Origin of the sequence: Thauera terpenica 58Eu (assembly GCF_000443165.1) — a bacterium.
In the GTDB taxonomy this organism is placed as follows: Bacteria; Pseudomonadota; Gammaproteobacteria; order Burkholderiales; family Rhodocyclaceae; genus Thauera; species Thauera terpenica.
Map to the genome: position 1 here is coordinate 73,915 of NZ_ATJV01000001.1, position 25,890 is coordinate 99,804.

Consider the following 25,890-nt stretch of genomic DNA (forward strand, 5'->3'; position numbering starts at 1 on the left):
CCTGGGGAGCGCGTCGCTCAGAGCACGTAGCGCGCCAGATCCTCGCGCTGCGCCAGCATGTCCAGCCGACCATCGACATAGGCGGCATCGACATGCACGTTCGCGACTGCGGCCTTGCCGGCCTCGAAGGACACTTCTTCGAGCAGCTTTTCCATCACTGTGTACAGGCGGCGTGCGCCGATGTTCTCGGTCTTCTCATTGACCTGGAAGGCGATCTCGGCCAGGCGCCGCACCCCCTCGGGGGTGAACTCGACCTTGACGCCGTCAGTGGCCAGCAAGGCCTCGTACTGGCGGGTGAGGCAGGCGTCGGTGCTGGTGAGGATGCGTTCGAAGTCCTCCACCGACAGCGACTCGAGCTCGACCCGGATCGGGAAGCGGCCCTGCAGCTCAGGGATCAGGTCGCTGGGTTTGGCCAGATGGAAGGCGCCACTGGCGATGAACAGGATGTGATCGGTCTTGATCATGCCGTACTTGGTCGACACCGTCGTGCCTTCGACCAAGGGCAGCAGGTCGCGCTGCACGCCCTGGCGCGACACATCAGCGCCTTGCATGTCACTGCGCGCGGCGATCTTGTCTATTTCATCCAGGAACACGATGCCGTTCTGCTCCACCGCACGCACCGCCTCGAGCTTCACTTCCTCGTCATTGATCATGCGCGCGGCTTCTTCGTCGGCGAGCAGCTTGAGGGCTTCACGGATCTGCAGCTTGCGCTGCTTCTTCTTGCCACCACCCATGTTCTGGAACATGCCCTGAATCTGCTGGGTCAGCTCCTCCATGCCTGGCGGCGCGAAGATCTCGGCCTGCATCGACGGTGTCGCCACTTCGATGTCGATCTGCTTGTCGTCGAGTTCGCCCTCACGCAGCTTCTTGCGAAATTTCTGCCGCGTGGCCGAGTCCGGCGCCGGCTGCTGCTCGACATCGAGGCCGACAGCGCGCGCCGGCGGCAACAAGGCATCGAGTACGCGGTCCTCGGCGGCGTCAAGCGCACGGTCGCGCACCGACTTCATCGCCCGGTCGCGCCCATCCTTGATCGCGATCTCCATCAGGTCGCGAATGATGGTCTCGACATCACGACCGACGTAGCCGACTTCGGTGAACTTGGTCGCCTCGATCTTGATGAAGGGCGCATGAGCCAGGCGTGCAAGGCGGCGGGCAATCTCGGTCTTGCCCACGCCGGTGGGGCCTATCATCAGGATGTTCTTGGGCGTGATCTCGCTGCGCAGCGGCTCCTCGACCTGCGCCCGCCGCCAGCGGTTGCGCAAGGCGATGGCAACGGCCTTCTTGGCCTTGTCCTGGCCGACGATGTACTTGTCGAGTTCGGAGACGATCTCCGGCGGGGTCATCTGGGTCATGCGTTCGCTCTCAATCCAGCACTTCGATGGTGTGATGGTGATTGGTGTAAATGCACAGGTCGGCGGCGATGCCAAGTGCCTTGGACACCACCTCTTTCGGCTCGAGTTCGGTGTTTTCGATCAGCGCGCGTGCCGCCGACTGCGCGAAGGCGCCGCCACTGCCGATGGCGACGATGCCCTGCTCGGGCTCGAGCACATCACCGTTACCGGTAATCACCAGCGAGTGCTCGCGGTCGGCGACCGCCAGCATCGCCTCGAGCCGGCGCAGCATGCGGTCGGTGCGCCAATCCTTGGCCAGCTCGACTGCGCTGCGCAGCAGATTGCCCTGGTACTTGTCGAGCTTGGCCTCGAAACGCTCGAACAGGGTGAAGGCGTCGGCCGTGCCACCGGCAAAACCGGCGAGGATGTTGCCGTTGTAGAGCGTGCGCACCTTGCGCGCCGAAGCCTTGATGACGATGTTGCCCAGCGTGACCTGACCATCCCCGCCCAGGGCGATGCGATTGCCACGCCGCACGGACAGGATGGTGGTGCCGCGGTATTGTTCCATGATGATTCCTCGTCGGCTCGGAGCCGGCGCTGGTGGGTTGTTCAGTGACGCAGGGTGACGTGCGCAACCTGATCTACGCTCATGACGCGCAACAAGGCGGCCACCATGGCGTTGACGTTGAAAAGGGTCACGAGTTTACCCTGAGCCTTGATAGTGGCGAGAATGTTGAACAGCAAGCCCGCGCAGACAAAGTCGATGCGACGGAGCTGGGCGCAGTCCACTTTCATGTCCTGGGTTTCAGCCGCATGGCTGGCGAGGCGCTTGAGTCCCTCGTTCGATGCACCACACAGCTCGCCGCTCAACTGGAAGCCCCCGCCGCTCACTGCGCTCGCCGGCGCCTGTGCGGCCTCTGGCTTTGGCAGTGCAATCCCTCTCCACGAGGGTGGCGACTCCTCGAAGGTGATCGCGTAATCCACAGCCAGGTTTTCGAAACGGGCCTGGTCGCCGGTGAACTGGAGCAATTCGAGCAGCAGCAGCCAGGTGTCTCGCCCTTCAGCCTGCCCTACCTGCGCGCGCCGTGCGAGTTCCTCGACAAAGAGGTCGACGCTAGCCAGACTGACCGTGATGCGCTCCGCAGCCAGTTCATTGAGCAGGCTCAGCAACAAGGCGCAGCCGGCGTCAGCCACACTGCGCAGGCGGCCGACATCGATGCGCACTGCGCCGCTGCGGCGTGCCAGCGCGGAGATCTGGCGCAACTGGGTTTCAGCCTGGGCGGCGAGACTGCCGGACAGATTGACGGTGGGCGCACGATCGCCCGCGGGGCGACTCGCCGCTGCGGAAAGATCCACCCACGATGGCGGCGAGCGCTCGAAGCGCGTCGCGTAGTCAAGCACACGGGATTCAAAGCGCTGACGCTGCCCGGTGAGGCGATAGAGGTCGAGCAACATCATCCACAAGCCTTCACCGGATGTCGCCTCCGCGTCGTCCAAGGTCGCGGCGAGCACTTTCTCGGCCTCGCCAACATTGCCATTGGCATAGAGCACGGCCGCTTCCTCGAACACCGCGCCGATGCCCGACACTGCCTCCCGCACCTCGACCTCGCCCGCCGCTGTCGCCAGGCCTCGCCCTGCATCGCTGCTGCTGAAGTCGAGCTCGGAGAGTTCCGTCGGCGGCGGGAGCAGCGCACCTTCACCCACTTCAGCAGACGGACCATGCTGTACCGATTTGACGCTGCCTGGTGATTTGCGACCGAAAAAGGAAAGTGCCACGCTGTGCGTTGTCCCAAGGTTTCGACAGGGGCTGGAAAGCCCGTCCACAAGGATAGCATTTCCCGCAATGTGCCTGCGAACACTGGCAATGGCGGGGATTACCTTTTGTAAATATCTGCATCAACACTTGTCAGTGGACGGCGGCATGGGCTCGGATAGAATGCTGCGATGCAACCGAAATCAGCTGCAATATTGCCCCCCGCGCAGACCGCACCGCCTGGGTCATCTTCATCCATTCTGGCGCTCCGGGTCTACTACGAAGACACCGATGCGGCGGGCGTGGTCTATTACGCCAACTACCTGCGCTTTTGCGAGCGCGCACGCACCGAGTGGCTGCGCGAACTCGGTATCGGACAGCAGGCCTTGATGGCATCGGACGGCATCGCCTTCGTGGTGCGCTCGGTCAAGGCCGACTATCTGCGTGCAGCCCGGCTGGACGATGCGCTCGAAGTCATCACCCGCATCTCCGCCCTGCGCGGTGCCAGCCTGCTGTTCGAGCAGGATGTCCAGCGCGAAGGGCAACTTCTCTTCAGCGCACAAGTCCTAGTCGCCTGCATAGACCAGCGCCGACAAAAACCGACCCCCATCCCGACCCAGCTGTACTCACTCTTTGAAAGCCTCGCATGACCGTCACTCACGACCTTTCCATCCTCAGCCTGATCAGCCAGGCCAGCGTACTCGTCCAACTGGTGATGGCGCTGCTTGCCACCTTGTCGCTGATGTCCTGGTACTGGATCTTTCGCAAGTGGTTCCAGCTGCGCGCGGCGCGCACTCAGACCGACGTCTTCGAGCGCGACTTCTGGAGCGGGGGCGACCTCAACACCTTGTATGAAGCCGCCAACCGTCACGAAACCGGCGGCATGGAACGTATCTTCGAATCCGGCTACCGTGAATACACCAAGCTGCGTGCCAAGAACCATGATCACAGTGCGATCCTCGATGGCTCGCGCCGTGCAATGCGCGCCACCTTCCAGCGCGAGGGCGACGATCTTGAAGCCCACCTCGCCTTTCTCGCCTCGGTGGGCTCAGTGTCGCCCTACATCGGCCTGCTCGGCACTGTGTGGGGCATCATGAACTCCTTCCGCGGGCTGTCCAACGTGGGCTCAGCGACCCTGGCACAGGTCGCCCCCGGCATCGCCGAAGCCCTGGTCGCCACTGCCATCGGCCTGTTTGCAGCCATCCCGGCCGTCGTCGCCTACAACCGCTTCGCCCACGACATCGACCGCATCAGCATCCGCTTCGAGAGCTTCATGGAAGAGTTCTCCAACATCTTGCAGCGCAACCTGCGCTGACGGACACGGAGTCCAGCAATGCGCCAACGCCGCCTCATGAACCAGATCAACGTCGTGCCCTATATCGACGTGATGCTGGTGTTACTGGTGATCTTCATGGTCACCGCGCCAATGATCCAGCACGGCACCATCAACGTTCCCTCCGCCGGCCCGGGCACACCGCCGCCGCAGGCCGACGCGATCACCATCGAAGTGAAAGCCGACGGCGCACTGGCACTGCGTTCCAGCAACAGCCCCTCACGCCCGATCCGCAAGGACCAGCTTGAGCTCAGCCTCAAGGAGGCGCTGACGAAGGGCCCGGAGCAGCCCTTCCTCGTCGACGCCGACAGCAAGCTCGACTACCAGAAGGTCATCGACGTCCTGGAGACCGCACGCAGCGCGGGAGTACGCAAGATCAGCCTCGTCACCCAAAGCAGCGCCGCACGTAAATGAGGGACCGCGCAGCATCGCCCCGGAAGCCGCTACCGGGTAAATGGCAATCACTCGGGCTGACCGTCGCGGTCCACCTGGGCTTATTCCTGTTCCTTTTTTTCGGTGTCCGCTGGCAGAGCCCGCCGCCTGCGGGGATTGAGGTCGCGCTCACCAGCGCACCGCTCACGTCCTCCGCTCCAGCCCCCAGACCCGAGCCCAAGCCTGAACCCAAACCCGAACCAAAGCCCGAACCAAAGCCCGAGCCCAAGCCCGAGCCCAAGCCGACCCCGAAGCCCGAGCCAGAACCCCCCAAGCCTGCACCCACGCCCAAGCCCACACCGGTTCCAAAACCCGAGATCGCGACCAAGGCCCCGGAGAAAAAACCCGAACCGCCCAAACCGGCCCCCAAGCCCGAGCCCAAGGTTGAACCCAAGCCCGCTCCAAAGCCCGAGCCCAAGCCAGTCCCGAAGCCCGAACCCAAACCCGAACCCAAACCGGAGCCCAAGCCACAGCCGAAGCCCGAGCCCAAGCCACAGCCGAAGCCCGAGCCCCAACCGAAGCCCGAACCGCAGGCCAGGCCGGTGCAGGACGATTACATGAAGAAGCTCCTGGCGCAGGAAGCACAGGCGGCGCAAGACGCGCGTCTGGAGGGCATGCTGCGTCAGGACGCCGCCCGTGCCGGCGCCCAGGGCGACATGGACAAGTACAAGCTTGCGATCGCGACCAAGGTGCGAGGCAATCTGCTGCGCCCGCCAGGGCTGAGCGGAAACCCGGAAGCCACTTTCGAGGTGGATCAACTGCCCTCGGGCGAGGTGCTCAATCTCCGGCTCAAACGTTCATCAGGGGTCGCGGCACTGGACGAAGCCATCGAGCGCGCCATCCGGCGCTCAAGCCCCTTACCCCTGCCGCCCAACCCCAGTCTTTTTCAGCGCACTCTGGAATTCAAGTTCCGTCCGCTGACCGAAGACTGATCATGGCTTATCTGCTTAATTAATCTATATAATCCTCGGTTGGAGTGCCCTCTATGACCCGAATTCTTATCGCTTTCCGCCTCCTGCTGGCCATTGCGCTGGCAGGCTTCGCCCATGGCGCCCTCGCCCAGCTCTCGATCGAGATCACGGGCGCGGGCGCTTCGCGCTTCCCGGTGATCATCCCGATCTTCGAAAATGAAGGCCAGCTGCCCAACAGCGTCACCGACGTCGTGCGCGCCGACCTCGACCGCAGCGGGCTGTTCAGCCTCGTCGATCTCGGCCCCCTTGCGCTGCCCGAGGCGGTACTCCCCGACCTGCCGGCAATGCGCGGGCGCGGCGCAGATGCGGTACTCACCGGCAGCGTGCTGCCACAGGGCAATGGACGCTACGAAGTTCGCTTTCGCCTCTTCGACACCCAGACACAGCTCGAACTCGGCGCCATGGCGCTGCCGATGATGGCCGCGCAGAATCGCATGATCGGCCATCGCATCGCCGACTTCGTGTACGAAAAACTCACCGGCCAGCCCGGTTACTTCTCCACCCGCATCGCCTACGTGATCAAGAGCGGCCCCAACTTCGAGCTGCAAGTGGCCGACGCCGACGGCATGAATGCCGCAGCGGCGCTGCGTTCGCGCGAACCGATCATCTCGCCCACCTGGTCGCCTGACGGCCAGCGCCTGGCCTACGTGTCGTTCGAGCAGAAAAAGCCCATCATCTACGTGCATACGCTCGCCACCGGCCAGCGTCGCATCGTCGCCAACTTCAAGGGCTCCAACTCCGCCCCGGCATGGTCGCCCGACGGCAGCCAGCTCGCCGTGGTGCTGACCAAGGACGGCCAGTCACAGCTTTACGTGCTCAATGCCGACGGCTCCGGCGTACGCCGCCTGGCCAGCTCGGCGGGCATCGACACCGAGCCCTACTGGGGCAACGACAGCAACATCTATTTCACTTCCGATCGCGGCGGCAGCCCGCAGATCTATCGTATTTCCGCTGGCGGTGGCAGTGCCCAGCGGGTGACCTTCGACGGCAACTACAACGTGACTCCGCGCCTTTCGGCGGACGGCACCTTGCTCGCCTTCATCACCCGCAATGCAGGCCGCTTTCAGGTGGCGGTGCAGGACCTCGCCACTCGCCAGACAACGATCCTCACCGATTCGGCACGCGACGAATCCCCCAGCTTCGCCCCCAACGGCCGCATGATCCTCTACGCCACCGAAAGCGGTGGACGGGGCGTGCTGTCGGCGGTGTCGTCTGATGGGCGGATCAAGCAACGCCTGACGGTGCAGGCCGCCGATGTACGCGAACCCGCCTGGGGTCCGCAGCCACGGTGATAATAAAGCTGTAAATAAATCTGTAACCACTGCTGTCTTAAAACGAAAGAATCAGGAGCATCACTCATGAAGAAACTTGTACTCCCCGCCTTGTTGTCGCTGGTCCTCGCTGCGTGCTCAAGCACCGGCACCGACACAGCATCCCAGGTCGAAGACCGCTCCGCAGGCGCCGGTGTGACCACCGTGACCGCCGGCGGCACCTCCGGCTCGGGCATCGCCGCGCTGACCGATCCGAACAACATCCTGTCCAAGCGCAGCGTGTTCTTCGACTTCGACAGCTACATCATCAAATCCGAAGCCAAGCCGCTGGTCGAAGCCCACGCCCGCTTCCTGGTGCAGAACCCGCAGATGAAGATGCTCATCCAGGGCAACACCGACGAGCGCGGCAGCCGCGAATACAACCTGGCGCTGGGTCAGAAGCGTGCCGACGTGGTCAAGCAGGCGCTGCTGCTGCTGGGCGCCAAGGAAGCGCAGATCGAATCCGTCAGCCTGGGCGAAGAAAAGCCGCGTTGCGACGACGCCTCTGAAGCCTGCTACGCCGAGAACCGTCGTGGCGACATGCTGTACTCGGGCGAATTCTGAGATGAAGCGCCTGCTGCCGCTGGCGGCGATTCTCATCTTGTCATCGGCCGGACCCGCGCAAGCGGGTCTGTTCGATGATGCCGAGGCCCGTCGTCAGATCACCAACATCCGCCAGGACCTCGAAGGTCGGCTCGAAACCACCAGCCGTGGCCAACTCGAGCTCGCCAATCAAAACGAACAGCTGCGTGCCGAAGTGGCCCGCCTGCGCGGCCAGATCGAGCTGCTGGTCAATGAGGTGGAAACGCTCAAACAGCGGCAGCGGGACTTCTACGTCGACCTCGACACCCGCCTGCGCCAGATGGAATCCGGCGCGCCGCCAGCTGCGGCTGGCGCCAGCGCTGATCCCGCTGCAGAGTCAGCGGAGTACGAAGCGGCACTCAACCTGCTCAAGGACGGCAAGCATCGTGAAGCGCTCACCGCCTTCGATGCCTTTCTGGCGCGCTTCCCCGCAGGCAACTTCAGCGCCGGCGCCCATTTCTGGGCCGGCAATGCCGCGCTCCAAGCCAAGGACATCAACGCCGCCACCAAGCACTTCGAGACCGTGCTCAACAAGTGGCCCAACGAGAACGTCGCCCCTGACGCCATGCTCGGCCTCGCCAACAGCCAGCAGTCCATCGGTGACGCCGCAACCTCGCGCCGCACCCTGCAAGCGCTGACCGAACGCTATCCGCAGAGCAACGCCGCGCAGGTCGCCAAGCAGCGCCTCGGCAAGCGTTGAGACGGAGGTGGTGAGCATCGACACTCCGGTGGCTGAGACGGCGACCGTCAAGCTGCGCATCACCGAGATCTTCGCCTCGGTGCAGGGCGAATCGACGCGTGTGGGTTTGCCCACCGTGTTCGTGCGCCTCACCGGCTGCCCGCTGCGCTGCAGCTGGTGCGACACCGCCTACGCCTTCACCGGTGGCGAATCACGCACGCTGGACGCCGTGCTGCAGGACATCGCCAGCCACGGCCTCAAGCACGTCTGCGTCACCGGCGGCGAACCTCTGTCGCAGAAGGCCTCACTGGCGCTGATGAGCGCGCTGTGCGACGCCGGCTACTCGGTATCGCTCGAAACCAGTGGCGCGCTCGACATCAGCGCGGTTGATGCGCGGGTGGCTCGCATCGTCGACCTGAAAGCGCCCGGCTCGGGCGAGCTTGAACGCAACCTCCCCGCCAATATTCCCCTGCTGCGCGCTCAGGACGAAGTGAAAATGGTCCTCGCCGACGAGGCCGACTACGACTGGGCCAAGGCGCAGATTCTCGAACACGATCTCGCCGCGCGCTGCACCGTCTTGCTGTCGCCGGTGGCGGGTGATCTTGATCCCGCGCAGCTCGCGGAGTGGATCGTGCGTGACCGCCTGCCGGTCCGCTTCCAGCTGCAGCTGCACAAGGTGCTGTGGAACGACGCGCGCGGCCGCTGAAACAGCGCCTGCGCCTGAGCGGTTTCACGCCTCACCTGGAATGACTAACCGATGACCCCAGCCAAACGTGCCGTCGTCCTGCTCTCGGGCGGCCTCGACTCCGCCACCTGTCTCGCCATCGCACGTGAGATGGGCTTCGAAACCTACGCGCTCTCCATCGCCTACGGGCAGCGTCATGCCGCCGAGCTCACCGCCTCCTTGCGCGTGGCGCAGGCCTTGGGTGCGCGCGAGCATCGCCTGGCCCGCGTCAATCTGGGCGAGTTTGGTGGCTCGGCACTGACTGACGCGGCCATTGCCGTACCGGAAAACGAGGGCAACACCGGCATTCCGGTCACTTACGTGCCGGCCCGCAATACGGTGATGCTCTCCATTGCGCTGGCCTGGGCTGAGGTTCTGGGCGCCAACGACATCTTCGTCGGCGTCAATGCGGTGGACTATTCAGGCTATCCGGACTGCCGTCCCGAGTTCATCCAGGCCTTCGAGACCATGGCCAATCTGGCGACCAAGGTGGGGGTCGAGGGCGCGCGCCTGCGCATCCACGCGCCGCTGATCAAGCTCAGCAAGGGCGAGATCATTCGCCGCGGCATCGAACTCGGCGTCGACTACGGCCTCACCGTCACCTGCTACCAGGCCGATGACGCCGGTCGTGCCTGCGGCTGCTGCGAAGCCTGTCGCCTGCGCGTAGCGGGCTTTACCGCGGCGGCTGTGCCTGACCCCACGCCCTACGTGCAGCGCAGCGTCTGACGCGCCCCCGCAGCCTGCGAGCACGGCTGGTGCAGTCCCCATGACTCAACCCCGCCGGTCTTTTGCCCTAGAATGGCCGACCCCCTGGACGCTGAACGCATCATGGAAGAAACCCTCGTCTCCGCCTCCACCATCGCCTGGCTTGCGTTTGCAGTCGGCGCGGTGTTTGGACTCGTCGCCAATCGCACCAGCTTCTGCACCATGGGTGCAGTGTCCGACATCGTCGCCATGGGCGACTGGAACCGCATGCGCATGTGGGCGATGGCCATTGCGGTGGCCATTCTGGGCACAAGCGCGCTTCAACTGCTCGGGCTGCTTGAGGTCTCCAAATCGATCTACACCAGCAGCAAGCTGCTGTGGCTGTCGCACCTCGTTGGCGGGCTCAGCTTCGGCATCGGCATGACGCTCGCGTCCGGTTGCGGCAGCAAGACCCTGATCCGCATCGGCGGTGGCAACCTCAAGTCGCTGGTGGTGTTCGCCTTCCTCGGCATCAGCGCCTACATGACGCTGCGCGGCCTGTTTGCGGTCTGGCGCGTGCGCTTCCTCGACAGCGTTGCGACCGACCTGCCCCACAGCCAGGACCTTCCCGCCTTCCTCACGGCCAGCGGCCTCCCGCCCAGCACCGCGCTCATGCTGGGCGCCGCCATCATCGGTGGTGGCCTGCTGCTGTGGGTACTCTTGAAGCGCGACGCATGGCGAGCCGACGTGCTGCTTGGCGGAGCCCTCATCGGTGCCACGGTCGCCGCCGCCTGGTATGTATCGGGTCATGTCGGCTACGTGGCCGAGCATCCCGAAACCCTTGAGGAAGCCTTCATCGCCACCAACAGCGGGCGGGCTGAGTCACTCACCTTCGTCGCACCTTTCGCGTACACACTGGAGTTGCTCATGCTGTGGAGCGACACGAGCCGCATCGTCACCTTCGGCATCGCCAGCGCCTTGGGCGTGATCGCAGGCGCCGCAGTCCATGCCGTGCTCTCGCGGAGCTTTCGCATCGAAGGCTTTCGCGACTCAGGCGATCTCGTTCGCCATATGGCGGGCGGCATCCTGATGGGTTTCGGCGGTGTCACCGCACTCGGCTGCTCGATCGGCCAGGGCATTACCGGCTTGTCCACGCTGGCCCTCGGATCGATCATCACCACAGCGGCCATCATCGTCGGCGCCGCGCTCACGCTGAAGCTTCAGTTCTGGCTGATGATGCGCGAAGCCTGAGACGGACCAGGCTGGAGCAAGCACGCGGACTGACCTCAGCCGAATTTATCCTGCCGAATTTATCCTGTCGAATTTATCCTTGACGTGCGTGCCCACATCTCCTAGAATTTGCCCTCGCTTTTGGGTCGTTAGCTCAGCTGGTAGAGCAGCGGACTTTTAATCCGTTGGTCGCAGGTTCGAATCCCGCACGGCCTACCAAAATCAAGAAAATGCCTCAGCTTCGGCTGAGGCATTTTCTTTTTGCGCATGCGTCACGACGGACTGATGATCAGTATCGAAGTACGCTCACCACGCCTGCAATCCACGCCGCGCTCATGAGTTCCGGCGGGCGGCACTGTCGACGTCACATTGGACAGGCACGCGCTGCAGAAGGTATGATGCCGAGTTCTGAAGATTGGCAAAAACAGCTTTCGCCCGGCTCAACCGGGTCTGAGACGTCATGCCGATGATCGTTTTGCCTGCCCCTGGCCTGGATGACGCCGTGGCGCCAGTGAAATGATTTCACCTTCGCCGAAACAACTTGCCGTGTCGTCCAGCGTCCCTTTTGCAGGCACGCCCGGTTTTGTCCGAGACACCCTCCTGTGGCGCCATGGCGCTGCAGGCTGACGCGATCCTTTGCGCTTTGCAGGCGTCTTGGACCGCAACGACGCAGCGCGCCCAAGGTGCATCCAACGCGCCGCACACGCCCGTGCCCTGGTGCCCGGACGTGCAATCTTTCCAATTTCCGCGCGGTCTGCGAGCTTATCGCCGACCGGGCCGGGTAGCTTGCTGCGCCCAAGGCGCAGCGACCCGACCTGATGCTCGCCCAGGCGGATGCGTACAAAACGCTGCCGCACCCCACGGGCCTGCGCTGGCACAATGACAAGGAGCCTGAACATGGCCAAAGAAGAACTCATCGAAATGCATGGATCGGTTACCGAGGTCCTGCCCGACGGCCGTTATCGCGTCACGCTTGATAACGGTCACAACCTCATCGCCTACTCCGGCGGCAAGATGCGCAAGCACCACATCCGCATCATCGCCGGTGACAACGTCTCACTCGAGATGTCACCTTACGACCTGAGCAAGGGCCGCATCACCTTCCGCCACCTGCCCGGCCGCCCCGCTGGCTCGCCGCCGCCACCGCGCCGGCGCTGAACCCTGCCGCGCCTGCATCATTGCACGCGGGCACCGCAGCTGAGCACCCGAATCCCCGCAGGCCATGTGGCCGTGCGGGGATTTTTCATTGTGCGCAACAGTGGCCTTCTGCCGACACCTCAGTCACGCTTGCAGCGCGCCCCCTTGCAGCACACCCCATTGCGCGTCTTCACTTCGCGCCCATTTTTGTCACAATGGGCCTGTCGAAAGACTTCATCACACTGAGCTCCGCCCGGAATGTCGCTGCCAAGCCAGGCTCTACCGCGCGACACACCGTGCCCACGATCGCGACCAACAGCGAAACCCAACGGAGAAAGACATGAGCGCACCTGACAGCAAAACCTCCACCGCCGAATTTGACAGCCTGCTACCGGGCACAGGAATGGATCGCCGCGGCTTTGTGACCACCCTCGCCGCCGCGGGCTTCGCCCTTGCGGTCCAACCCGTACACGCCAGCACCGTCATCACCACCGACGGCACCGGACTCGAGCTTGGCAATGCCACGGTGAGCGTGGGAGGCGACGTGCTACCGGTGTACTTCGCCCGCCCGGCGAAGGGCGACAAGTTACCCATCGTGCTGGTGGTGCAGGAGATCTTCGGTGTCCATGAGCACATCCGCGATGTCTGCCGGCGGCTGGCCAAACAGGGCTATCTGGCGATCGCGCCCGAGCTGTTCTTCCGCCAGGGCGACCCGACCAAGCTCGAAAACGTGGCCGACATCCTGACCGCCATCGTCTCGAAGGTAACGGACGCGCAAGTGATGACTGACCTCGACGCCTGTGTGGACTGGGCCGCGACGCGTGGCGGCGATGCTGCGCGCCTGGCCATCACCGGCTTTTGCTGGGGTGGGCGCATCACCTGGCTGTATGCGGCGCACCGACCGGAGCTGAAGGCCGGAGTCGCCTGGTACGGCCGCCTCGACGGTGCCCCTTCCGAACAGCAGCCCACGCAGCCGCTCGACATCGCCGCCGAGCTCACTGCGCCCGTGCTTGGCCTTTACGGCGGACAGGACCAGGGCATTCCGCTCGACGACGTCGAGGCCATGCGTGAGGCCTTGAAAGCGGCCAACAAGCCGAGCCAGATCATCGTCTACCCCGACGCCCCACACGCCTTCCACGCTGACTATCGTCCGAGCTTCCGCAAGGACGCCGCCGAAGATGGCTGGAAGCGTCTGCTGGAATGGTTCTCCACCCACGTCTGAGCAAGCGCGCAAGCGGTGATCGCACAGTCGGCGCTGGCTGGGGTCGCGCCGTGGTCCGCCGCGGCGCGCGCCACACCGGCGCCAGCCACCCAGCCGAAGGCGAGGCCACACAGGGCCGCGAACACCGCGGACAAGAACCTCCACCATCCCGTCCTCTTCATGCGCGCCTCCGTCCCTGCCCTGACTCTCGAGGTGCGAGCTTGGACGCGCGCCAGCGCTCAGCGTTCCGGGAGCGGAGCAGCCGGCGGCACCGCAGCCCCGCCCGGCGCATGCAATTCCTGTAATAAACGTGCCGCGACCAGACCATTGACGATGCCGAACACCACCGCCGCCAGCGCAAACACCGGCAGCAGATAGAACACACCGTCATGCGGCACCAGCCACAACCGCGCCACCACCAACTGGGCGCCGATGTGGGCGAAGGCGGCCAGGATGCTGTGACTGACGGGCCCGAACCAGCGCCGCGGCAAATGCATCGCCAGGCCCAGCACCAACAGGCTGGCGAGCGCGCCAGACAGGCTCAGGAAGAAACCGGGCGCCAGGAACTGCCCCAGCAACAGGCTGGCGGCCAACACTCGCAACAAGGCCACCCACACCGCTTCACGCCAGCCCCAACGCGCCAGCACGATCAAGGTGACGATATTTGCCAGCCCCGGCTTCAAGCCCGGCAGAGGGAGGGGAATCGCCGCCTCGGCAACCGTGAGCACGATCGCCGCCGCCGCGTGACGCGCGATGCGGCGGTCCTTGGCGGTGGGAACCAGCTCAATAGTTGAGCGAGTCATAATCCGCCCCGCGCCCGCTCAGGCTCAGGCTGACCTGATTGGGCGCGCAGATGGCAACCGCACCGGCCTGGGTCAGCCAGCCCTGGCGTACGCAATACTGGCGCGGCCCAGGGTCGGTCGCCACGCGCGCGCGCCCGGGCTGGATCTCGATGCGCGTCATGCCCAGCGGTCCGCGCACATCAAACTCCTGAGGCAGCGCCAGATCCAGCTCCGCGACAAGCTTGCCGCCGGCGCGCACAAGCGCGGTCTCGGGCCGGCCACCTTGCCACAGGCTGACGAACGCATGAACACATAGCGCGAGGCCGGCAAGCGCCACCAGCACGTCACCCGGCCGTATCAGGGCACGCCAGGCGGCGAGCGGAAAGCTCACTGCGTCTGCTCAGGCGCTGCCACATGCGCCAGCGCCGCTTCGCGGTCGGCAGCGCGCCGCGCCGCCGAGCGGTGGCGAACGATGACGCTGACCTGATCACGGAAACGCCCGGCCAGCCACTCCGCCAGATACACGGAACGGTGCTGGCCACCGGTACAGCCGATGGCCACGGTAAGATAGCTGCGATTGTCGCGCACGTAGGCGGGCAGCCAGTTGGCGATGAACTTGCGGATATCTTCGGCCATGCGCGTCACCTCGGGGGTCTTGCGCAAGAACTCGATCACCGGTTCGTCACGCCCCGTCAGCGACCGCAAGCGCGGATCGTAGTAGGGGTTGGGCAGACAGCGCACATCAAACACCAGGTCAGCGTCGAGCGGGATTCCGTACTTGAAGCCAAAGGACTGGAACATCAGGGTCAAGCCCGCGCTCGCTTCGACCTGAATGAAATCCTTCACCCAGGTTCGCAGCGTGTTCGGATGCAGATCACTGGTGTCGATGCGATGCCCCAGTTCGGCGATGCCGGCCAGAGCCTCGCGCTCGCGCTGGATCGCCTCCTCGAGCGACACGCCGGCCGAGGCCAGTGGATGTCGGCGACGCGTTTCCGAGAAGCGCGCAATCAAGGCATCGTCACGCGCATCGAGAAAGATGACACGCAGGTCACGCGCCATGTCACGCAGCAGGTTCACCTGACTGGGCAGGGCCGCAATGCTGGCGCCCGACCTCATGTCCACCGCCACCGCCACCCGCATCCAGCCCGCGCCACGCAGGTGAGTCACCAACTGCGGCAACAGGGCGGCTGGCAGGTTATCGACCACGTAATAGCCGGAATCCTCCAGCACGTTGAGTGCGATGCTCTTGCCCGAGCCAGACAGGCCGCTGATAAGTACGATCTGCATCATTCCCCTGCAATGAAAAGCGGCACGCACTCAAGCGCGTACCGGTTGAACGCTGGCCGATATCAAGCCATTCCTAAGCGCGTCGTTTGCGACCTTGTGCGCGTTCGACCCACCAGGCGGCGTTTTCTATCCCCAAGGGGCGCGGATCGAAGTCCGGCTGCAGCCGCCCCTTCGCCTGCTGGGCTTCGTAGTCCCGCAGTGCCAGCAGCGCGGGTCTGCGCAGTGCCAGAACGGCGAAGATGTTCAGCCAGGCCATGACGCCGACACCAATATCGCCCAGTCCCCAGGCCAGATCGCTGGTCCGTATGCAGCCATAGAGCGCGGAGCCGATCAAGGCGATGCGCAAGCCGAACATGAGACCATCGGCGCGGATATTACGCGTCAGGTAGGCGAGGTTGGTCTCGGCGATGTAGTAATAGGCCAGCACCGTGGTGAAGGCGAAGAAAAACAGCGCCACGGCGACGAACATGGCGCCAAAGCCCGGCAGCACCGACTCCATCGCCGCCTGAGTGAAGCCGGTGCCTGCCGAAATATTCGCCAGCCCGGTGAACACCGGCGCACCGTCGGCGCCGGTGACGTTGTAGGTGCCGGCGATGAGGATCATCAAGGCCGTCGCGGTGCACACGAACAGGGTGTCGATATACACCGAGAAGGCCTGCACCAGACCTTGCGCGGCCGGATGGCTGACCTCGGCTGCGGCCGCGGCATGCGGACCGGTGCCCTGCCCGGCCTCGTTGGAATACACCCCGCGCTTCACCCCCCACTGGATGGCCAGCCCCATCATCGCGCCAAAGCCGGCCTCGGCACCAAACGCGGACGAAACGATGAGCACGATCACGCCCGGCAGCTGCTCGATATTGAGCACCACCACCACAGCGGCCGCCAGCATGTAGCCCAGCGCCATGAAGGGCACGACGATCTGCGTCACCTGCGCGATGCGGCGTACCCCACCGAAGATGATCAGGCCCAGCAGGATGACGATGATCGTGCCACTGACCGCGGGCGCAATATGAAAAGCGTTCTCCATCGCCGCAGCGATACTGTTCGTTTGCACGCCCGGCAGCAGCACACCGCAGGCGACCAGGGTTGCCAGCGCAAAAACCAGCGCATAGCGGCGCCAGCCCAGGCCCTTCTCTATGTAATAGGCCGGCCCGCCACGATAGAGGCCGTGATGCTCGGTCTTGTAGATCTGGCCCAGCGTGGACTCGACGTAGGCGGTGGCCGCGCCCAGAAAGGCCACCATCCACATCCAGAACACCGCCCCCGGACCGCCGAAGCCGATCGCCGTCGCCACGCCGGCGATGTTGCCGGTGCCCACACGACCGGAAAGCGCGATCGTCAGCGCCTGAAAGGATGACACCCCCGCGGCCGAGCTTTTGCCGCGGAACATCTGCCCCAGCATCCCACCCATATGCCTGAGCTGCATGAAGCGGGTGCGGATGGAAAAGTACAGGCCTACGGCCAGGCACAGATAAACCAGCGCCGGGCTCCACACCCAGCCGTTGACCCAATCCACTGCTGCTTGCATGCGCGTGCGCTCGAAACCCTGGAAAGCAGGATTGTATCCGCTTGTTGCGGGCCGATCGAAAAGCGGGCTTGTTATGCCAGGCCCGAAGCCCGGTTCAGCAGATATCGAGCCAGCGCTCGGCGCGTCGCGCCACACCCGCACGCTCGAGCTCAGTCACCAGCCAGCTGGCGAGGGCGTTCGGCTCCATGCCCAGAAAGCGCCGGTTGGCTTCACGATAGAGCGGGGTTTCATCGAGGTAGCGCGGCAACTCGTCGAGCGCCAGGCGACGCACCTCGAGCAGCTTGAACGTGACGCAGGCGCGAATGGCGTTGCGGGCCATGCGCGCACCGTCGGCCTCGAAGGCGCGCAAGCGCGCGAAAGCCCGTTCGAGCGCATCGTCAAATTCGGCAAACGGTGCACCGTGACCGGGAATGACCGCGTCCACCGCCAGCCGACCGATGGCTTCGAGCGTGCGCCTGGCCTCGCCTATGCCATCGCCGGTGCCGAGCACGTCGGCAAAGAGGATGCCGAAACCGTCACGCCACAGCGCATCGCCCGAGATCAGGATGCGGCGCTCGGTGTTGTAGTAGGTCAGTGCGTCCATGTCGTGACCGGGCGCGGCAATCGCCTGCCATTCGAGCTCACCGGCGACGAAACGGTCCCCGGGCGCGAGCGTGGCATCGACCGCGAAACGCTCACCCGCCTGGGCGGCGGTGGACAGCAACAGGGCAGCCTCGTCCCAGTCCGTCACCGCGCGCTCCATGCCGGCCGGGACCGTGATGCTGCAGCCAAACGCACGCTGCACGCTGGCGTTGCCGCCGATGTGGTCGGAATGGGAATGGGTATTGATGAGGCGACCAAGCTGACGACCGTCGAGCGCGGCACGCAGCAGCGCCACGGTCTGCGCCGCGTGCGAGACGTAGCCCGAATCGACGAGCACGGCCTCGGCACCATCGAACAGCAGCACATTGTTGGCCGACAGCCAGCCACGCTCCAACACCTGCACGCTGTCGGGCAGGCGCAGCCGGGCATTCAATTGCCACACCCCCCGTCACCTCCGCCCAGGGCTGGGCGCTTGGGCGGCATGCTTGCAGGCTGATCCTTGGCCGGCATGGTCACGCCCTGTTCGTCGGCCGCGGTCGGCACCGGGGACGATGGCTCCGCCGTCACGGCGTGGATCTCGTCGGTGCTGCGGCCACAACCCAGGCACACGCCCGCCTCCCAGTCGATCATGCACACGCCGACGCACAGTGCATCGGCGCTCACGCACGCACCTCGAAGGCCTGGCCGGACTCACCCAGGAACTCGCGGCGCTCGCTGACAGCGGCGAGAATGGCCTGACGGTCGCCATCCGTGGTCGTGCTCCAGCGCGTGATCTCCGCGATCGTGCGCTGGCAGCCTTCACACCAGCCGGTGTCCGCACTCATGTGGCAAATGTTGATACAGGGCGAAGGAATGCTCATGGTGACAGTCTCTGCGGGTTGCGGAGAGCGCGACCATGCGCGCCCTCTCCATCGGTAGATGGCCCGATTATGGACGAATCGGCGCCGACTTCATTGCTGCGCAGGCGTCGTGGCCCTCTGTGCGCGCTTGGCCAGCACGGCCCGTGCCACCCGCGACGCCGGGTCGCGCCCCAATTCGGCGCTGATCCAGGCTGCCACATCGACCAGCGCATCGAGCTCGACGCCGGTGGCCATGCCCAGCCCATCGAGCATCCAGACCAGGTCTTCGGTGGCAAGGTTCCCGGAGGCACCGGCGGCATAGGGACAGCCGCCCAGCCCGCCGACCGCAGCGTCGAACACCGCCACCCCCATCTGCAGCGAGGCGAAGACGTTGGCCACCGCCATGCCATAGGTGTCGTGATAATGGCCGGCGACTCTGGCGACTGGCACACGCTTCATCACCGCCTCGAGCATGCGACTGATGCTGGCCGGATTACCAACGCCTATCGTGTCGCCCAGCGAAACCTCGTAGCAGCCCATCTCGAGCAGCGTCGCCGCGACCTCGGCCACCTTCTGCGGTGCGACCGCGCCCTCGTAGGGACAGCCGACCACGCACGAGACGTAGCCGCGCACCTTGACCCCGGCCGCCTGCGCCGCTTCGGTGAGCGGACGAAAGCGCTCGAGCGACTCCGCGATCGAGCAGTTGATGTTCTTCTGGCTGAAGGACTCGGAGGCGGCGCCGAACACCGCCACCTCGGTCGCACCCGCCGCCAGTGCGGCTTCGAAACCCTTCAGGTTGGGCGTGAGCACCGGATAGGCCACGCCGGCAGCCGCTTGTGCCAGCACGCGGCTCAACACCTCGCTGTTGTCGCCCATCTGCGGCACCCACTTCGGCGACACGAAGGAGGTGGTCTCGATCGCCTTCAGGCCGGCACCCTCGAGGCGACGCACGAGCTCGACCTTGGTGTCGGTCGGCACCAACCGCTTCTCATTCTGCAGCCCGTCGCGCGGCCCCATCTCGACGATACGCACGGATGCAGGCAGGCTCATTGACGTCATGGATAGGACTTCCCTAGCAAATGGAGAGCGCGACTGCGGGCCGGCATCGACCTCTGCAGCCGCGCTCAAGGATTACCCAAAGCACCTGAAAACCTCAGGCCGTTCACACCTCATCAAGACCGAGTTCTTCCTTCATCTTCTTGCGGATGAGGAATTTCTGGATCTTGCCCGTCACCGTCATCGGAAAACTATCGACGAAACGAATGTGGCGCGGAATCTTGTAGTGCGCGATCTGACCCTGGCAGAACGCGCGCACGTCCGCCTCATTGAGCGCGCCTTCCTCGCGCAGGATGATCCAGGCGCACAGCTCTTCGCCGTACTTTTCGTCCGGGATGCCGATCACCTGCACGTCCAGCACCTTGGGGTGCGAATAGAGGAATTCCTCGATTTCGCGTGGATAGATGTTCTCTCCACCGCGGATCACCATGTCCTTGATGCGGCCGACGATGGTGCAGAAACCCTCCTCGTCGATCACGGCGAGGTCGCCGGTATGCATCCAGCGTCCGCCATCGATCGCTTCCTTCGTCCGTGCCTCGTCACCCCAGTAGCCGAGCATCACCGAATAGCCGCGGGTGCACAGCTCGCCGGTCTGGCCACGCGGCAGGATACGGCCTTCGGTGTCGACGATCTTCACTTCCAGATGAGGCTGGATGCGACCGACGGTGGACACGCGGCGGTCGATGGGGTCATCAGTGCCACTCTGGAAGCTGACCGGCGAAGTCTCGGTCATGCCGTAGGCGATCGTCACTTCGGCCATGTTCATCGTGTCGATGACACGCTTCATGACCTCGATCGGGCATGGGCTGCCGGCCATGATGCCGGTGCGCAGGCTGGCGAGGTCGAATTCAGCGAAGCGCGGGTGATCGAGCGCGGCGATGAACATGGTCGGCACCCCATACAGCGCGGTGCACTTCTCCTCAGCCACGGCTTCCAGCACCGCCAGCGGCTCGAAGGCTTCTGAGGGATACACCATGGTGGCGCCGTGGGTCAGGCAACCCAGGTTGCCCATCACCATGCCGAAGCAGTGGTACAGCGGCACCGGAATGCAGAGGCGGTCGCCGGGCACGAGCTTGATCGCTTCGGCGACGAAGTAGCCGTTGTTGAGAATGTTGTGGTGCGACAGTGTCGCGCCCTTGGGGTGGCCGGTGGTGCCGGAGGTGAACTGGATGTTGATCGGATCGTCGAACTGCAGCCGCGTCGACAGCAGCGCCAGCGCAGTGAGCTCATCACGCGTCGGCGCGACGCACAGATCGTCGAAATTGAGCATGCCTGGCGAAGCCTCGCTGCCCATGCGGATCACGAACTCCAGCGTCGGCAGCGCATGGCTGCGCAGCAGACCGGGTTCGCAATGGCTCAGCTCCGGCGCCAGTTCGGCAAGCATTTCCAGGTAGTTGCTGCTCTTGAAGGCCGGCGACAGGATCAGCGCGCGGCACCCCACCTTGTTGAGCGCGTATTCGAGCTCGGAGCGACGGTAAGCCGGGTTGATGTTCACCAGCGTCAGCCCGGCCTTGGCGGTGGCAAACTGGGTCAGCGCCCATTCGGCGTTGTTCTGCGACCAGATGCCGACGCGATCACCAGGCGCAAGACCCAGTCGCATCAAGCCGCAGGCCAGCGCATCAACGCGCTGGCGTAATTCGGCGTAGCTCAGGCGCAGCCCCTGGTGACGCACCACCAGAGCCTCACGCCCGGCATGACGCGCGCAGGCCTCATCAAAAAAGCGGCCTATGGTCAGGCCAATCAAGGCCTTGTCAGAGGCCCCGTGCACATAGCTCGGCATGCTGCTCATCGTGTGCGTCTCCTCTCCACGCGGGGCTGCGCCGATTGGCGTGACCGGCTTGCAGCCCTCATCCATCCTTTCTGAAGCTGCGCCCAGCTCAGGCTGCGGCGCCGGTTTCAGCCTCGAACTCGACCAGCTCGGCGCCATCACCGACCTGATCTCCCACCGCATAGCAGAACGCCTTGAGCCTGCCTGCGGCGGGCGCAGTGATGGTGTGTTCCATCTTCATCGCCTCCAGGATCAGCAGCGCCGCACCCTTCTCCACGCGCACACCGACGGTAGCAACCAGGGCGATGACCTTGCCCGGCATCGGCGCCAGCAGGCCGCCTTCTGCACCGCCGCCCGCACCGCTGTGGTGCAGCGGGTCGACGGCAGCGAGCTGCCAGGCGCGACCACGGGCAAAGACATGACGGCGACCGGCCGCGGCAATCACACTGGCGTCCATGCGCGTGCCGTCGAGTTCGACCCGCAGCAGGCCGCGCGCGTTGAGCTCGCCGCGTGCCTCGACGCTGCGCCCGTCCATGCTCAGCCGATAAGCGCCAGGCAGATACGCGACCTCGACCACGTGCTCGCTTTCGCCATGGCGGAACAACAGGCTGCGACGCGCGGTGGCGTTCATGCGCCAGCCGTCGCGCGCATGCCAGGGTGAGCGCGCATCGCTGCCACCCGCCGCACGCTTGTCGGCGAGCGCCGTCTCGCGCAGCACTTCGGCGAGCGCGGCGATGTGCAGGACTTCATCGGGCACGCCGACATCGTCAGGGAAGAGGTAGGCTTTTTCGCGCTCGATCAGGCCGGTGTCGAGATCCGCGCTGGAAAAGGCCGGACACGCTGCCAGACGCGAGAGGAAATCGATGTTGTTCGACACCCCCACCACGCGGTAATCCGCCAGCGCCTGCAACAGGCGCGCCAGAGCGCGCTCGCGGTTGATGTCCCACACGATGAGCTTGGCGATCATGGGGTCGTAGTGCGGACTGATCTCGTCGCCCTCCTCGACCCCGGTGTCGACGCGCACATGCAGGTTCTCCACCGGCGGCGCGAGGTGAATCAGTTTTCCAGTGGAAGGCAGGAAGCCCTTGGCCGGGTCTTCAGCGTAGATGCGTGCTTCCAGCGCGTGGCCGCGGATCTGCAATTGCTCCTGCGCCAGCGGCAGCTTGTCGCCCGCGGCGACGCGCAGTTGCCATTCGACCAGATCGAGGCCGGTGATCATTTCGGTCACCGGGTGCTCGACCTGCAAGCGGGTGTTCATCTCCATGAAGTAGAAGGAGCCATCCTGATTGGCGATGAACTCCACCGTACCCGCACCGACGTAACCCACCGCCTGCGCCGCGTCCACCGCCGCCTTGCCCATGGCCGCGCGGCGCTCGGGGGTCATGCCGGGAGCCGGCGCTTCTTCCAGCACTTTCTGGTGGCGGCGCTGCACCGAGCAGTCGCGCTCGAACAGGTACACCACCTTGCCATGGGTGTCGCCGAACACCTGGATCTCGATGTGACGGGGCTTGGTGATGTACTTCTCGACCAGCACGTGATCGTTGCCAAAGCTGGAGCTCGCCTCGCGCTTGCAGGAAGCGAGCAGGTCGATGAAATCCGCCGACTTCTCGACCAGGCGCATGCCCTTGCCGCCGCCACCGGCTGCGGCCTTGATCAGCACCGGGTAGCCGATCGCATCGGCCTGCTGGTGCAGAAAGCTCGGCTCCTGATTGTCGCCGTGATAGCCGGGGGTGAGCGGCACGCCGGCCGCCTCCATCAGCTTCTTGGCCTCGGACTTCGAGCCCATGGCACGGATCGCTGCCACCGGCGGGCCGATGAAGACGATGCCTGCGCGCGCGCAGGCGTGGCAGAAATCCTCGTTCTCGGACAGAAAGCCGTAGCCAGGATGGATCGCCTGCGCGCCGGTCTGTTTGGCTGCGGCGATGATCCTGTCGATGACGAGATAGCTCTCGCGCGCCGCCGCGGGGCCGATCAGCACCGCCTCGTCGGCGAGGCGTACATGGCGGGCGCCGGCGTCGGCCTCGGAATACACCGCCACGGTCCTGATGCCCATGCGACGGGCAGTCTTGATCACGCGGCAGGCGATTTCACCGCGATTGGCAATGAGAATTTTTTCAAACATGGTCACTCTCCGCGGTGAAATCGCCTGAGCATGCTGCGCATGCCACGCGATGTGACTTCGTCGCTGCGGCGCGAGGCGCCTGGTCACCGCGATTGGCAATGAGGATCTTTTCAAACATGAAGCGTCTCCGCGGAATTCAGTTATCGACCCATGCTGCCGGGCGCTTGGAGAGGAAGGCGTCCAGGCCTTCCCTGGCTTCGGGCGTGACACGCAGGCTGGCGATGCGGCGGGCAGTGTCTTCCACCACGGCGTCGCTCAGCGGGCGATTGGCCACGGCACGGATGAGCTCCTTGGCCGCGGACTGGGACTTCGGGCCGCCTAGCAGCAAGGCGTCGACGACTTCCTTCACCTTGGCATCGAGCGCGTCGCTGGCCACCGCCTCGTGTGCCAGCCCGAGTTCGGCCGCGCGCCTGGCATCGATGCGCTCGGCGGTCTGGAAATAACGATAGGCCTGGCGTTCGCCGATGGCGCGAATGACGTAAGGGCTGATCGCCGACGGGATGATGCCGAACTTGACTTCGGAGGTCGCGAACAGCGCGCGCTCACCGGCGATGCAGATGTCGCAGGCTGAAGCCAGGCCCATGCCGCCACCCAGGGCCGCGCCGTGCACACGGGCGATGGTGGGCTTGCTCATCTCGGCCAGGGTGCGCAGCATACCGGCGAGTTTCATCGCGTCGGCAAAATTCTCGGCCTCGCCCGCCTCACCGGCGGCTTTCATCCAGTTGAGGTCGGCACCGGCGGAAAAGCTCTTGCCGCGCCCGGCCAGCACCACCACGCGCACGCTGGCGTCGGCATCGAGCGCGCGGCAGGCCGCGCTGAGGTCGGCGATCAGCTGCGCATTGAAGGCGTTATGCACCTCGGGACGATTCATCCACAGCGTCGCCACGCCGCCATCGCGCAGCACTTCCACGGTTTCATAGCTCATGTCCTGTCCTCCTCCGATCACATGCGGAACACGCCGAACTTGGTCGGCTGGATGGCGGCGTTCAATGCCGCGGACAGGCTCAGGCCGAGAATGCGGCGCGTCTGCGCCGGATCGACCACGCCGTCGTCCCACATGCGCGCGGTGGCGTAATAGGGATGACCCTGGAGTTCGTAGCGGTCGCGGATCGGCGCCTTGAAGGCCTCCTCCTCTTCCGCGCTCCAGCTCCCCCCCCTGGATTCGATGCCGTCACGACGAACGGTGGACAGCACGCTCGCGGCCTGTTCGCCGCCCATCACGCTGATGCGCGAGTTGGGCCACATCCACAGGAAGCGCGGCGAGTAGGCGCGGCCGCACATGCCATAGTTGCCGGCGCCGAAGGAACCACCGATGAGGGTGGTGATCTTGGGCACCTGCACGGTGGCGACCGCGGTCACCATCTTGGCGCCGTCCTTGGCAATGCCGGCGTTCTCGTACTTGCGCCCGACCATGAAACCGGTGATGTTCTGCAGGAAGAGCAGCGGAATGCCGCGCTGGCCACACAGCTCGATGAAGTGCGCGCCCTTCTGCGCCGACTCGCCGAACAGGATGCCGTTGTTGGCAACGATGCCCACCGGGTAGCCGTAGAGCTGGGCGAAGCCGCACACCAGGGTGGCGCCGTAGCGCGCCTTGAACTCGTCGAAGCGCGAACCGTCGACCACGCGCGCGATCACTTCGCGCACATCGAAGGGTTTGCGTGTGTCTGAGGGGATGATGCCGTAGATCTCTTCCGGGTCGTAGGCCGGCTCTTCACCCTGGCCCAACGCGAGCGCGATCGGCTTGGTGTGGTTGAGGTTGGCGACGATGCGGCGTGCGATGTAGAGCGCGTGGGCGTCATTCTCTGCCAGATGATCGGCCACGCCCGACAGGCGCGTATGCACGTCGCCACCGCCCAGGTCCTCGGCAGTGACCACCTCACCGGTGGCCGCCTTCACCAGCGGCGGGCCACCGAGGAAGATCGTGCCCTGGTTCTTGACGATCACCGTCTCGTCCGACATCGCCGGCACATAGGCGCCGCCCGCGGTGCACGAACCCATCACCACCGCGACCTGCGGGATGCCCTTGGCGGACATGTTGGCCTGGTTGTAGAAGATGCGGCCGAAGTGGTCACGGTCGGGGAAGACCTCCTCCTGCTTGGGCAGGAAGGCGCCACCCGAATCGACCAGATAGATGCAGGGCAGGTTGTTCTGCTCGGCGATCTCCTGCGCACGCAGGTGCTTCTTGACCGTCATCGGGTAGTAGGTGCCGCCCTTCACCGTGGCGTCGTTGGCCACGATCATGCACTCGACACCCTGCACCCGGCCGATGCCGGTGATGATGCCGGCTGCGGGCGCGTCATCGTCGTACATGCCATAGGCCGCCATCTGCCCCACTTCGAGAAAAGCGGTGCCGGGATCGAGCAGGTGGCCGACGCGGTCGCGCGGCAGCAGCTTGCCGCGCGCGCTGTGCTTGGCGCGTGCCTCCTCGCCACCGCCCAGGCTGATCTGAGCTGCCTTGGCGCGCAGGTCATCGACCAGGCCGCGCATGGTCGCGGCGTTGGACTGGAAGTCCTCGCTACGGGTGTTGATGCTGGATTTGATCACGCTCATGTCGGGGCG

The 25,890-nt window shown here is 64.9% G+C and carries 27 protein-coding genes and 1 tRNA gene; 13 read left to right on the top strand and 15 right to left on the bottom strand.

The annotated features are described in order from the left end of the window. Positions 1 to 17 precede the first annotated feature (17 nt). Genes hslU through M622_RS21125 form a run of 3 tightly spaced genes read right to left on the bottom strand, consistent with a single transcriptional unit; the run spans position 18 to position 3,107 of the window. Entirely contained in the window at positions 18 to 1,352 is a 1,335-nt protein-coding gene (hslU, locus tag M622_RS21115; RefSeq protein WP_021247526.1) for an ATP-dependent protease ATPase subunit HslU, read from the bottom strand. A 10-nt stretch (positions 1,353 to 1,362) separates the two neighbouring features. Further along, positions 1,363 to 1,899, bottom strand: a complete 537-nt coding sequence (hslV, locus tag M622_RS21120) for an ATP-dependent protease subunit HslV (RefSeq protein ID WP_021247527.1) — start codon at positions 1,897 to 1,899, stop codon at positions 1,363 to 1,365. Between the two features lie 41 nt (positions 1,900 to 1,940). After that, on the bottom strand, positions 1,941 to 3,107 hold the full coding sequence (locus M622_RS21125; RefSeq protein ID WP_031345999.1) for an STAS domain-containing protein: 1,167 nt from the start codon (positions 3,105 to 3,107) through the stop codon (positions 1,941 to 1,943). A 168-nt stretch (positions 3,108 to 3,275) separates the two neighbouring features. Here M622_RS21125 and ybgC point away from each other — a divergent pair, with 168 nt between their 5' ends. The 13 genes from ybgC (at position 3,276) to M622_RS21185 (ending at position 13,388) form a co-directional block, all read left to right on the top strand. Beyond that, complete coding sequence (gene ybgC / locus M622_RS21130) at positions 3,276 to 3,734, top strand: tol-pal system-associated acyl-CoA thioesterase (protein ID WP_031346000.1); 459 nt, start codon at positions 3,276 to 3,278, stop codon at positions 3,732 to 3,734. Then, a complete protein-coding gene (tolQ, locus tag M622_RS21135; RefSeq protein ID WP_021247530.1) occupies positions 3,731 to 4,399 on the top strand; it encodes a protein TolQ in 669 nt (222 codons plus the stop codon). Before ybgC ends, tolQ begins: the two co-directional genes overlap by 4 nt. An 18-nt stretch (positions 4,400 to 4,417) precedes the next feature. After that, positions 4,418 to 4,831: an ExbD/TolR family protein gene (locus tag M622_RS21140; protein ID WP_021247531.1), complete on the top strand. Its 414-nt coding sequence runs from the start codon at positions 4,418 to 4,420 to the stop codon at positions 4,829 to 4,831. Further along, entirely contained in the window at positions 4,828 to 5,781 is a 954-nt protein-coding gene (locus tag M622_RS0119685; protein WP_031346001.1) for an energy transducer TonB, read from the top strand. Before M622_RS21140 ends, M622_RS0119685 begins: the two co-directional genes overlap by 4 nt. Positions 5,782 to 5,834: 53 nt before the next feature. Beyond that, positions 5,835 to 7,112: a Tol-Pal system beta propeller repeat protein TolB gene (gene tolB / locus M622_RS21145; RefSeq protein ID WP_021247534.1), complete on the top strand. Its 1,278-nt coding sequence runs from the start codon at positions 5,835 to 5,837 to the stop codon at positions 7,110 to 7,112. A 66-nt stretch (positions 7,113 to 7,178) separates the two neighbouring features. Then, positions 7,179 to 7,694, top strand: a complete 516-nt coding sequence (gene pal, locus M622_RS21150; protein ID WP_021247535.1) for a peptidoglycan-associated lipoprotein Pal — start codon at positions 7,179 to 7,181, stop codon at positions 7,692 to 7,694. Between the two features lies 1 nt (position 7,695). Beyond that, on the top strand, positions 7,696 to 8,412 hold the full coding sequence (gene ybgF / locus M622_RS21155; RefSeq protein ID WP_021247536.1) for a tol-pal system protein YbgF: 717 nt from the start codon (positions 7,696 to 7,698) through the stop codon (positions 8,410 to 8,412). Between the two features lie 16 nt (positions 8,413 to 8,428). Continuing rightward, positions 8,429 to 9,097, top strand: a complete 669-nt coding sequence (queE, locus tag M622_RS21160; protein ID WP_031346002.1) for a 7-carboxy-7-deazaguanine synthase QueE — start codon at positions 8,429 to 8,431, stop codon at positions 9,095 to 9,097. A gap of 51 nt (positions 9,098 to 9,148) precedes the next feature. Next, on the top strand, positions 9,149 to 9,841 hold the full coding sequence (queC, locus tag M622_RS21165; protein ID WP_021247538.1) for a 7-cyano-7-deazaguanine synthase QueC: 693 nt from the start codon (positions 9,149 to 9,151) through the stop codon (positions 9,839 to 9,841). A gap of 102 nt (positions 9,842 to 9,943) precedes the next feature. Beyond that, the gene (locus M622_RS21170) at positions 9,944 to 11,050 is read left to right on the top strand and encodes a YeeE/YedE family protein (protein ID WP_031346003.1); all 1,107 of its coding nucleotides are present in this window, start codon (positions 9,944 to 9,946) and stop codon (positions 11,048 to 11,050) included. 122 nt (positions 11,051 to 11,172) lie between these two features. Next, positions 11,173 to 11,248: transfer RNA gene (locus tag M622_RS21175), tRNA-Lys, on the top strand. 678 nt (positions 11,249 to 11,926) lie between these two features. Further along, complete coding sequence (gene infA / locus M622_RS21180) at positions 11,927 to 12,187, top strand: translation initiation factor IF-1 (protein WP_021247540.1); 261 nt, start codon at positions 11,927 to 11,929, stop codon at positions 12,185 to 12,187. A gap of 319 nt (positions 12,188 to 12,506) precedes the next feature. Next, positions 12,507 to 13,388, top strand: a complete 882-nt coding sequence (locus M622_RS21185; RefSeq protein WP_021247541.1) for a dienelactone hydrolase family protein — start codon at positions 12,507 to 12,509, stop codon at positions 13,386 to 13,388. Positions 13,389 to 13,606: 218 nt separating this feature from the next. On the opposite strand, the gene M622_RS21190 is transcribed toward M622_RS21185, so the two are convergent. The 12 genes from M622_RS21190 to M622_RS21240 form a co-directional block, all read right to left on the bottom strand. After that, the gene (locus M622_RS21190) at positions 13,607 to 14,170 is read right to left on the bottom strand and encodes a Gx transporter family protein (protein ID WP_021247542.1); all 564 of its coding nucleotides are present in this window, start codon (positions 14,168 to 14,170) and stop codon (positions 13,607 to 13,609) included. Beyond that, entirely contained in the window at positions 14,151 to 14,540 is a 390-nt protein-coding gene (locus M622_RS21195; RefSeq protein WP_021247543.1) for a NusG domain II-containing protein, read from the bottom strand. Before M622_RS21195 ends, M622_RS21190 begins: the two co-directional genes overlap by 20 nt. Continuing rightward, positions 14,537 to 15,436 (bottom strand): RNase adapter RapZ, encoded by a 900-nt coding sequence (rapZ, locus tag M622_RS21200; RefSeq protein WP_031346004.1) that lies wholly within the window; start codon positions 15,434 to 15,436, stop codon positions 14,537 to 14,539. The genes M622_RS21195 and rapZ overlap by 4 nt, the downstream gene beginning before the upstream one ends. Positions 15,437 to 15,509: 73 nt before the next feature. Continuing rightward, positions 15,510 to 16,964: an alanine/glycine:cation symporter family protein gene (locus tag M622_RS21205; protein WP_031346005.1), complete on the bottom strand. Its 1,455-nt coding sequence runs from the start codon at positions 16,962 to 16,964 to the stop codon at positions 15,510 to 15,512. A gap of 94 nt (positions 16,965 to 17,058) precedes the next feature. Next, a complete protein-coding gene (locus M622_RS21210) occupies positions 17,059 to 17,979 on the bottom strand; it encodes an MBL fold metallo-hydrolase (protein ID WP_021247546.1) in 921 nt (306 codons plus the stop codon). After that, positions 17,976 to 18,209, bottom strand: coding sequence for a DUF1289 domain-containing protein (locus tag M622_RS21215; protein WP_021247547.1), 234 nt, complete (start codon positions 18,207 to 18,209; stop codon positions 17,976 to 17,978). The genes M622_RS21210 and M622_RS21215 overlap by 4 nt, the downstream gene beginning before the upstream one ends. Next, positions 18,206 to 18,406, bottom strand: coding sequence for a DUF1289 domain-containing protein (locus M622_RS39530; RefSeq protein WP_031346006.1), 201 nt, complete (start codon positions 18,404 to 18,406; stop codon positions 18,206 to 18,208). Before M622_RS39530 ends, M622_RS21215 begins: the two co-directional genes overlap by 4 nt. A 90-nt stretch (positions 18,407 to 18,496) precedes the next feature. Continuing rightward, positions 18,497 to 19,444, bottom strand: a complete 948-nt coding sequence (locus M622_RS21220) for a hydroxymethylglutaryl-CoA lyase (RefSeq protein WP_031346007.1) — start codon at positions 19,442 to 19,444, stop codon at positions 18,497 to 18,499. 103 nt (positions 19,445 to 19,547) lie between these two features. Continuing rightward, the gene (locus M622_RS21225) at positions 19,548 to 21,230 is read right to left on the bottom strand and encodes an AMP-binding protein (RefSeq protein ID WP_031346008.1); all 1,683 of its coding nucleotides are present in this window, start codon (positions 21,228 to 21,230) and stop codon (positions 19,548 to 19,550) included. A gap of 88 nt (positions 21,231 to 21,318) precedes the next feature. Further along, positions 21,319 to 23,331: an acetyl/propionyl/methylcrotonyl-CoA carboxylase subunit alpha gene (locus M622_RS21230; protein WP_021247551.1), complete on the bottom strand. Its 2,013-nt coding sequence runs from the start codon at positions 23,329 to 23,331 to the stop codon at positions 21,319 to 21,321. A 136-nt stretch (positions 23,332 to 23,467) separates the two neighbouring features. Then, positions 23,468 to 24,256 (bottom strand): enoyl-CoA hydratase/isomerase family protein, encoded by a 789-nt coding sequence (locus M622_RS21235; RefSeq protein WP_021247552.1) that lies wholly within the window; start codon positions 24,254 to 24,256, stop codon positions 23,468 to 23,470. Between the two features lie 17 nt (positions 24,257 to 24,273). After that, the gene (locus M622_RS21240) at positions 24,274 to 25,881 is read right to left on the bottom strand and encodes a carboxyl transferase domain-containing protein (RefSeq protein WP_021247553.1); all 1,608 of its coding nucleotides are present in this window, start codon (positions 25,879 to 25,881) and stop codon (positions 24,274 to 24,276) included. Positions 25,882 to 25,890: the final 9 nt, after the last annotated feature.

Coding starts and splice junctions, on each gene's coding strand:
- M622_RS21190 (WP_021247542.1), bottom strand. CDS start 14,170: ATGACTCGCTCAACTATTGAGCTGGTTCCCACCGCCAAGGACCGCCGC.
- M622_RS21235 (WP_021247552.1), bottom strand. CDS start 24,256: ATGAGCTATGAAACCGTGGAAGTGCTGCGCGATGGCGGCGTGGCGACG.
- M622_RS21225 (WP_031346008.1), bottom strand. CDS start 21,230: ATGAGCAGCATGCCGAGCTATGTGCACGGGGCCTCTGACAAGGCCTTG.
- ybgC (WP_031346000.1), top strand. CDS start 3,276: ATGCAACCGAAATCAGCTGCAATATTGCCCCCCGCGCAGACCGCACCG.
- M622_RS21240 (WP_021247553.1), bottom strand. CDS start 25,881: ATGAGCGTGATCAAATCCAGCATCAACACCCGTAGCGAGGACTTCCAG.
- tolB (WP_021247534.1), top strand. CDS start 5,835: ATGACCCGAATTCTTATCGCTTTCCGCCTCCTGCTGGCCATTGCGCTG.
- M622_RS21185 (WP_021247541.1), top strand. CDS start 12,507: ATGAGCGCACCTGACAGCAAAACCTCCACCGCCGAATTTGACAGCCTG.
- M622_RS0119685 (WP_031346001.1), top strand. CDS start 4,828: ATGAGGGACCGCGCAGCATCGCCCCGGAAGCCGCTACCGGGTAAATGG.
- M622_RS21230 (WP_021247551.1), bottom strand. CDS start 23,331: ATGTTTGAAAAAATTCTCATTGCCAATCGCGGTGAAATCGCCTGCCGC.
- M622_RS21170 (WP_031346003.1), top strand. CDS start 9,944: ATGGAAGAAACCCTCGTCTCCGCCTCCACCATCGCCTGGCTTGCGTTT.
- infA (WP_021247540.1), top strand. CDS start 11,927: ATGGCCAAAGAAGAACTCATCGAAATGCATGGATCGGTTACCGAGGTC.
- M622_RS21220 (WP_031346007.1), bottom strand. CDS start 19,444: ATGACGTCAATGAGCCTGCCTGCATCCGTGCGTATCGTCGAGATGGGG.
- ybgF (WP_021247536.1), top strand. CDS start 7,696: ATGAAGCGCCTGCTGCCGCTGGCGGCGATTCTCATCTTGTCATCGGCC.
- tolQ (WP_021247530.1), top strand. CDS start 3,731: ATGACCGTCACTCACGACCTTTCCATCCTCAGCCTGATCAGCCAGGCC.
- hslV (WP_021247527.1), bottom strand. CDS start 1,899: ATGGAACAATACCGCGGCACCACCATCCTGTCCGTGCGGCGTGGCAAT.
- M622_RS21205 (WP_031346005.1), bottom strand. CDS start 16,964: ATGCAAGCAGCAGTGGATTGGGTCAACGGCTGGGTGTGGAGCCCGGCG.
- rapZ (WP_031346004.1), bottom strand. CDS start 15,436: ATGCAGATCGTACTTATCAGCGGCCTGTCTGGCTCGGGCAAGAGCATC.
- queC (WP_021247538.1), top strand. CDS start 9,149: ATGACCCCAGCCAAACGTGCCGTCGTCCTGCTCTCGGGCGGCCTCGAC.
- M622_RS21140 (WP_021247531.1), top strand. CDS start 4,418: ATGCGCCAACGCCGCCTCATGAACCAGATCAACGTCGTGCCCTATATC.
- hslU (WP_021247526.1), bottom strand. CDS start 1,352: ATGACCCAGATGACCCCGCCGGAGATCGTCTCCGAACTCGACAAGTAC.
- M622_RS39530 (WP_031346006.1), bottom strand. CDS start 18,406: ATGAGCATTCCTTCGCCCTGTATCAACATTTGCCACATGAGTGCGGAC.
- pal (WP_021247535.1), top strand. CDS start 7,179: ATGAAGAAACTTGTACTCCCCGCCTTGTTGTCGCTGGTCCTCGCTGCG.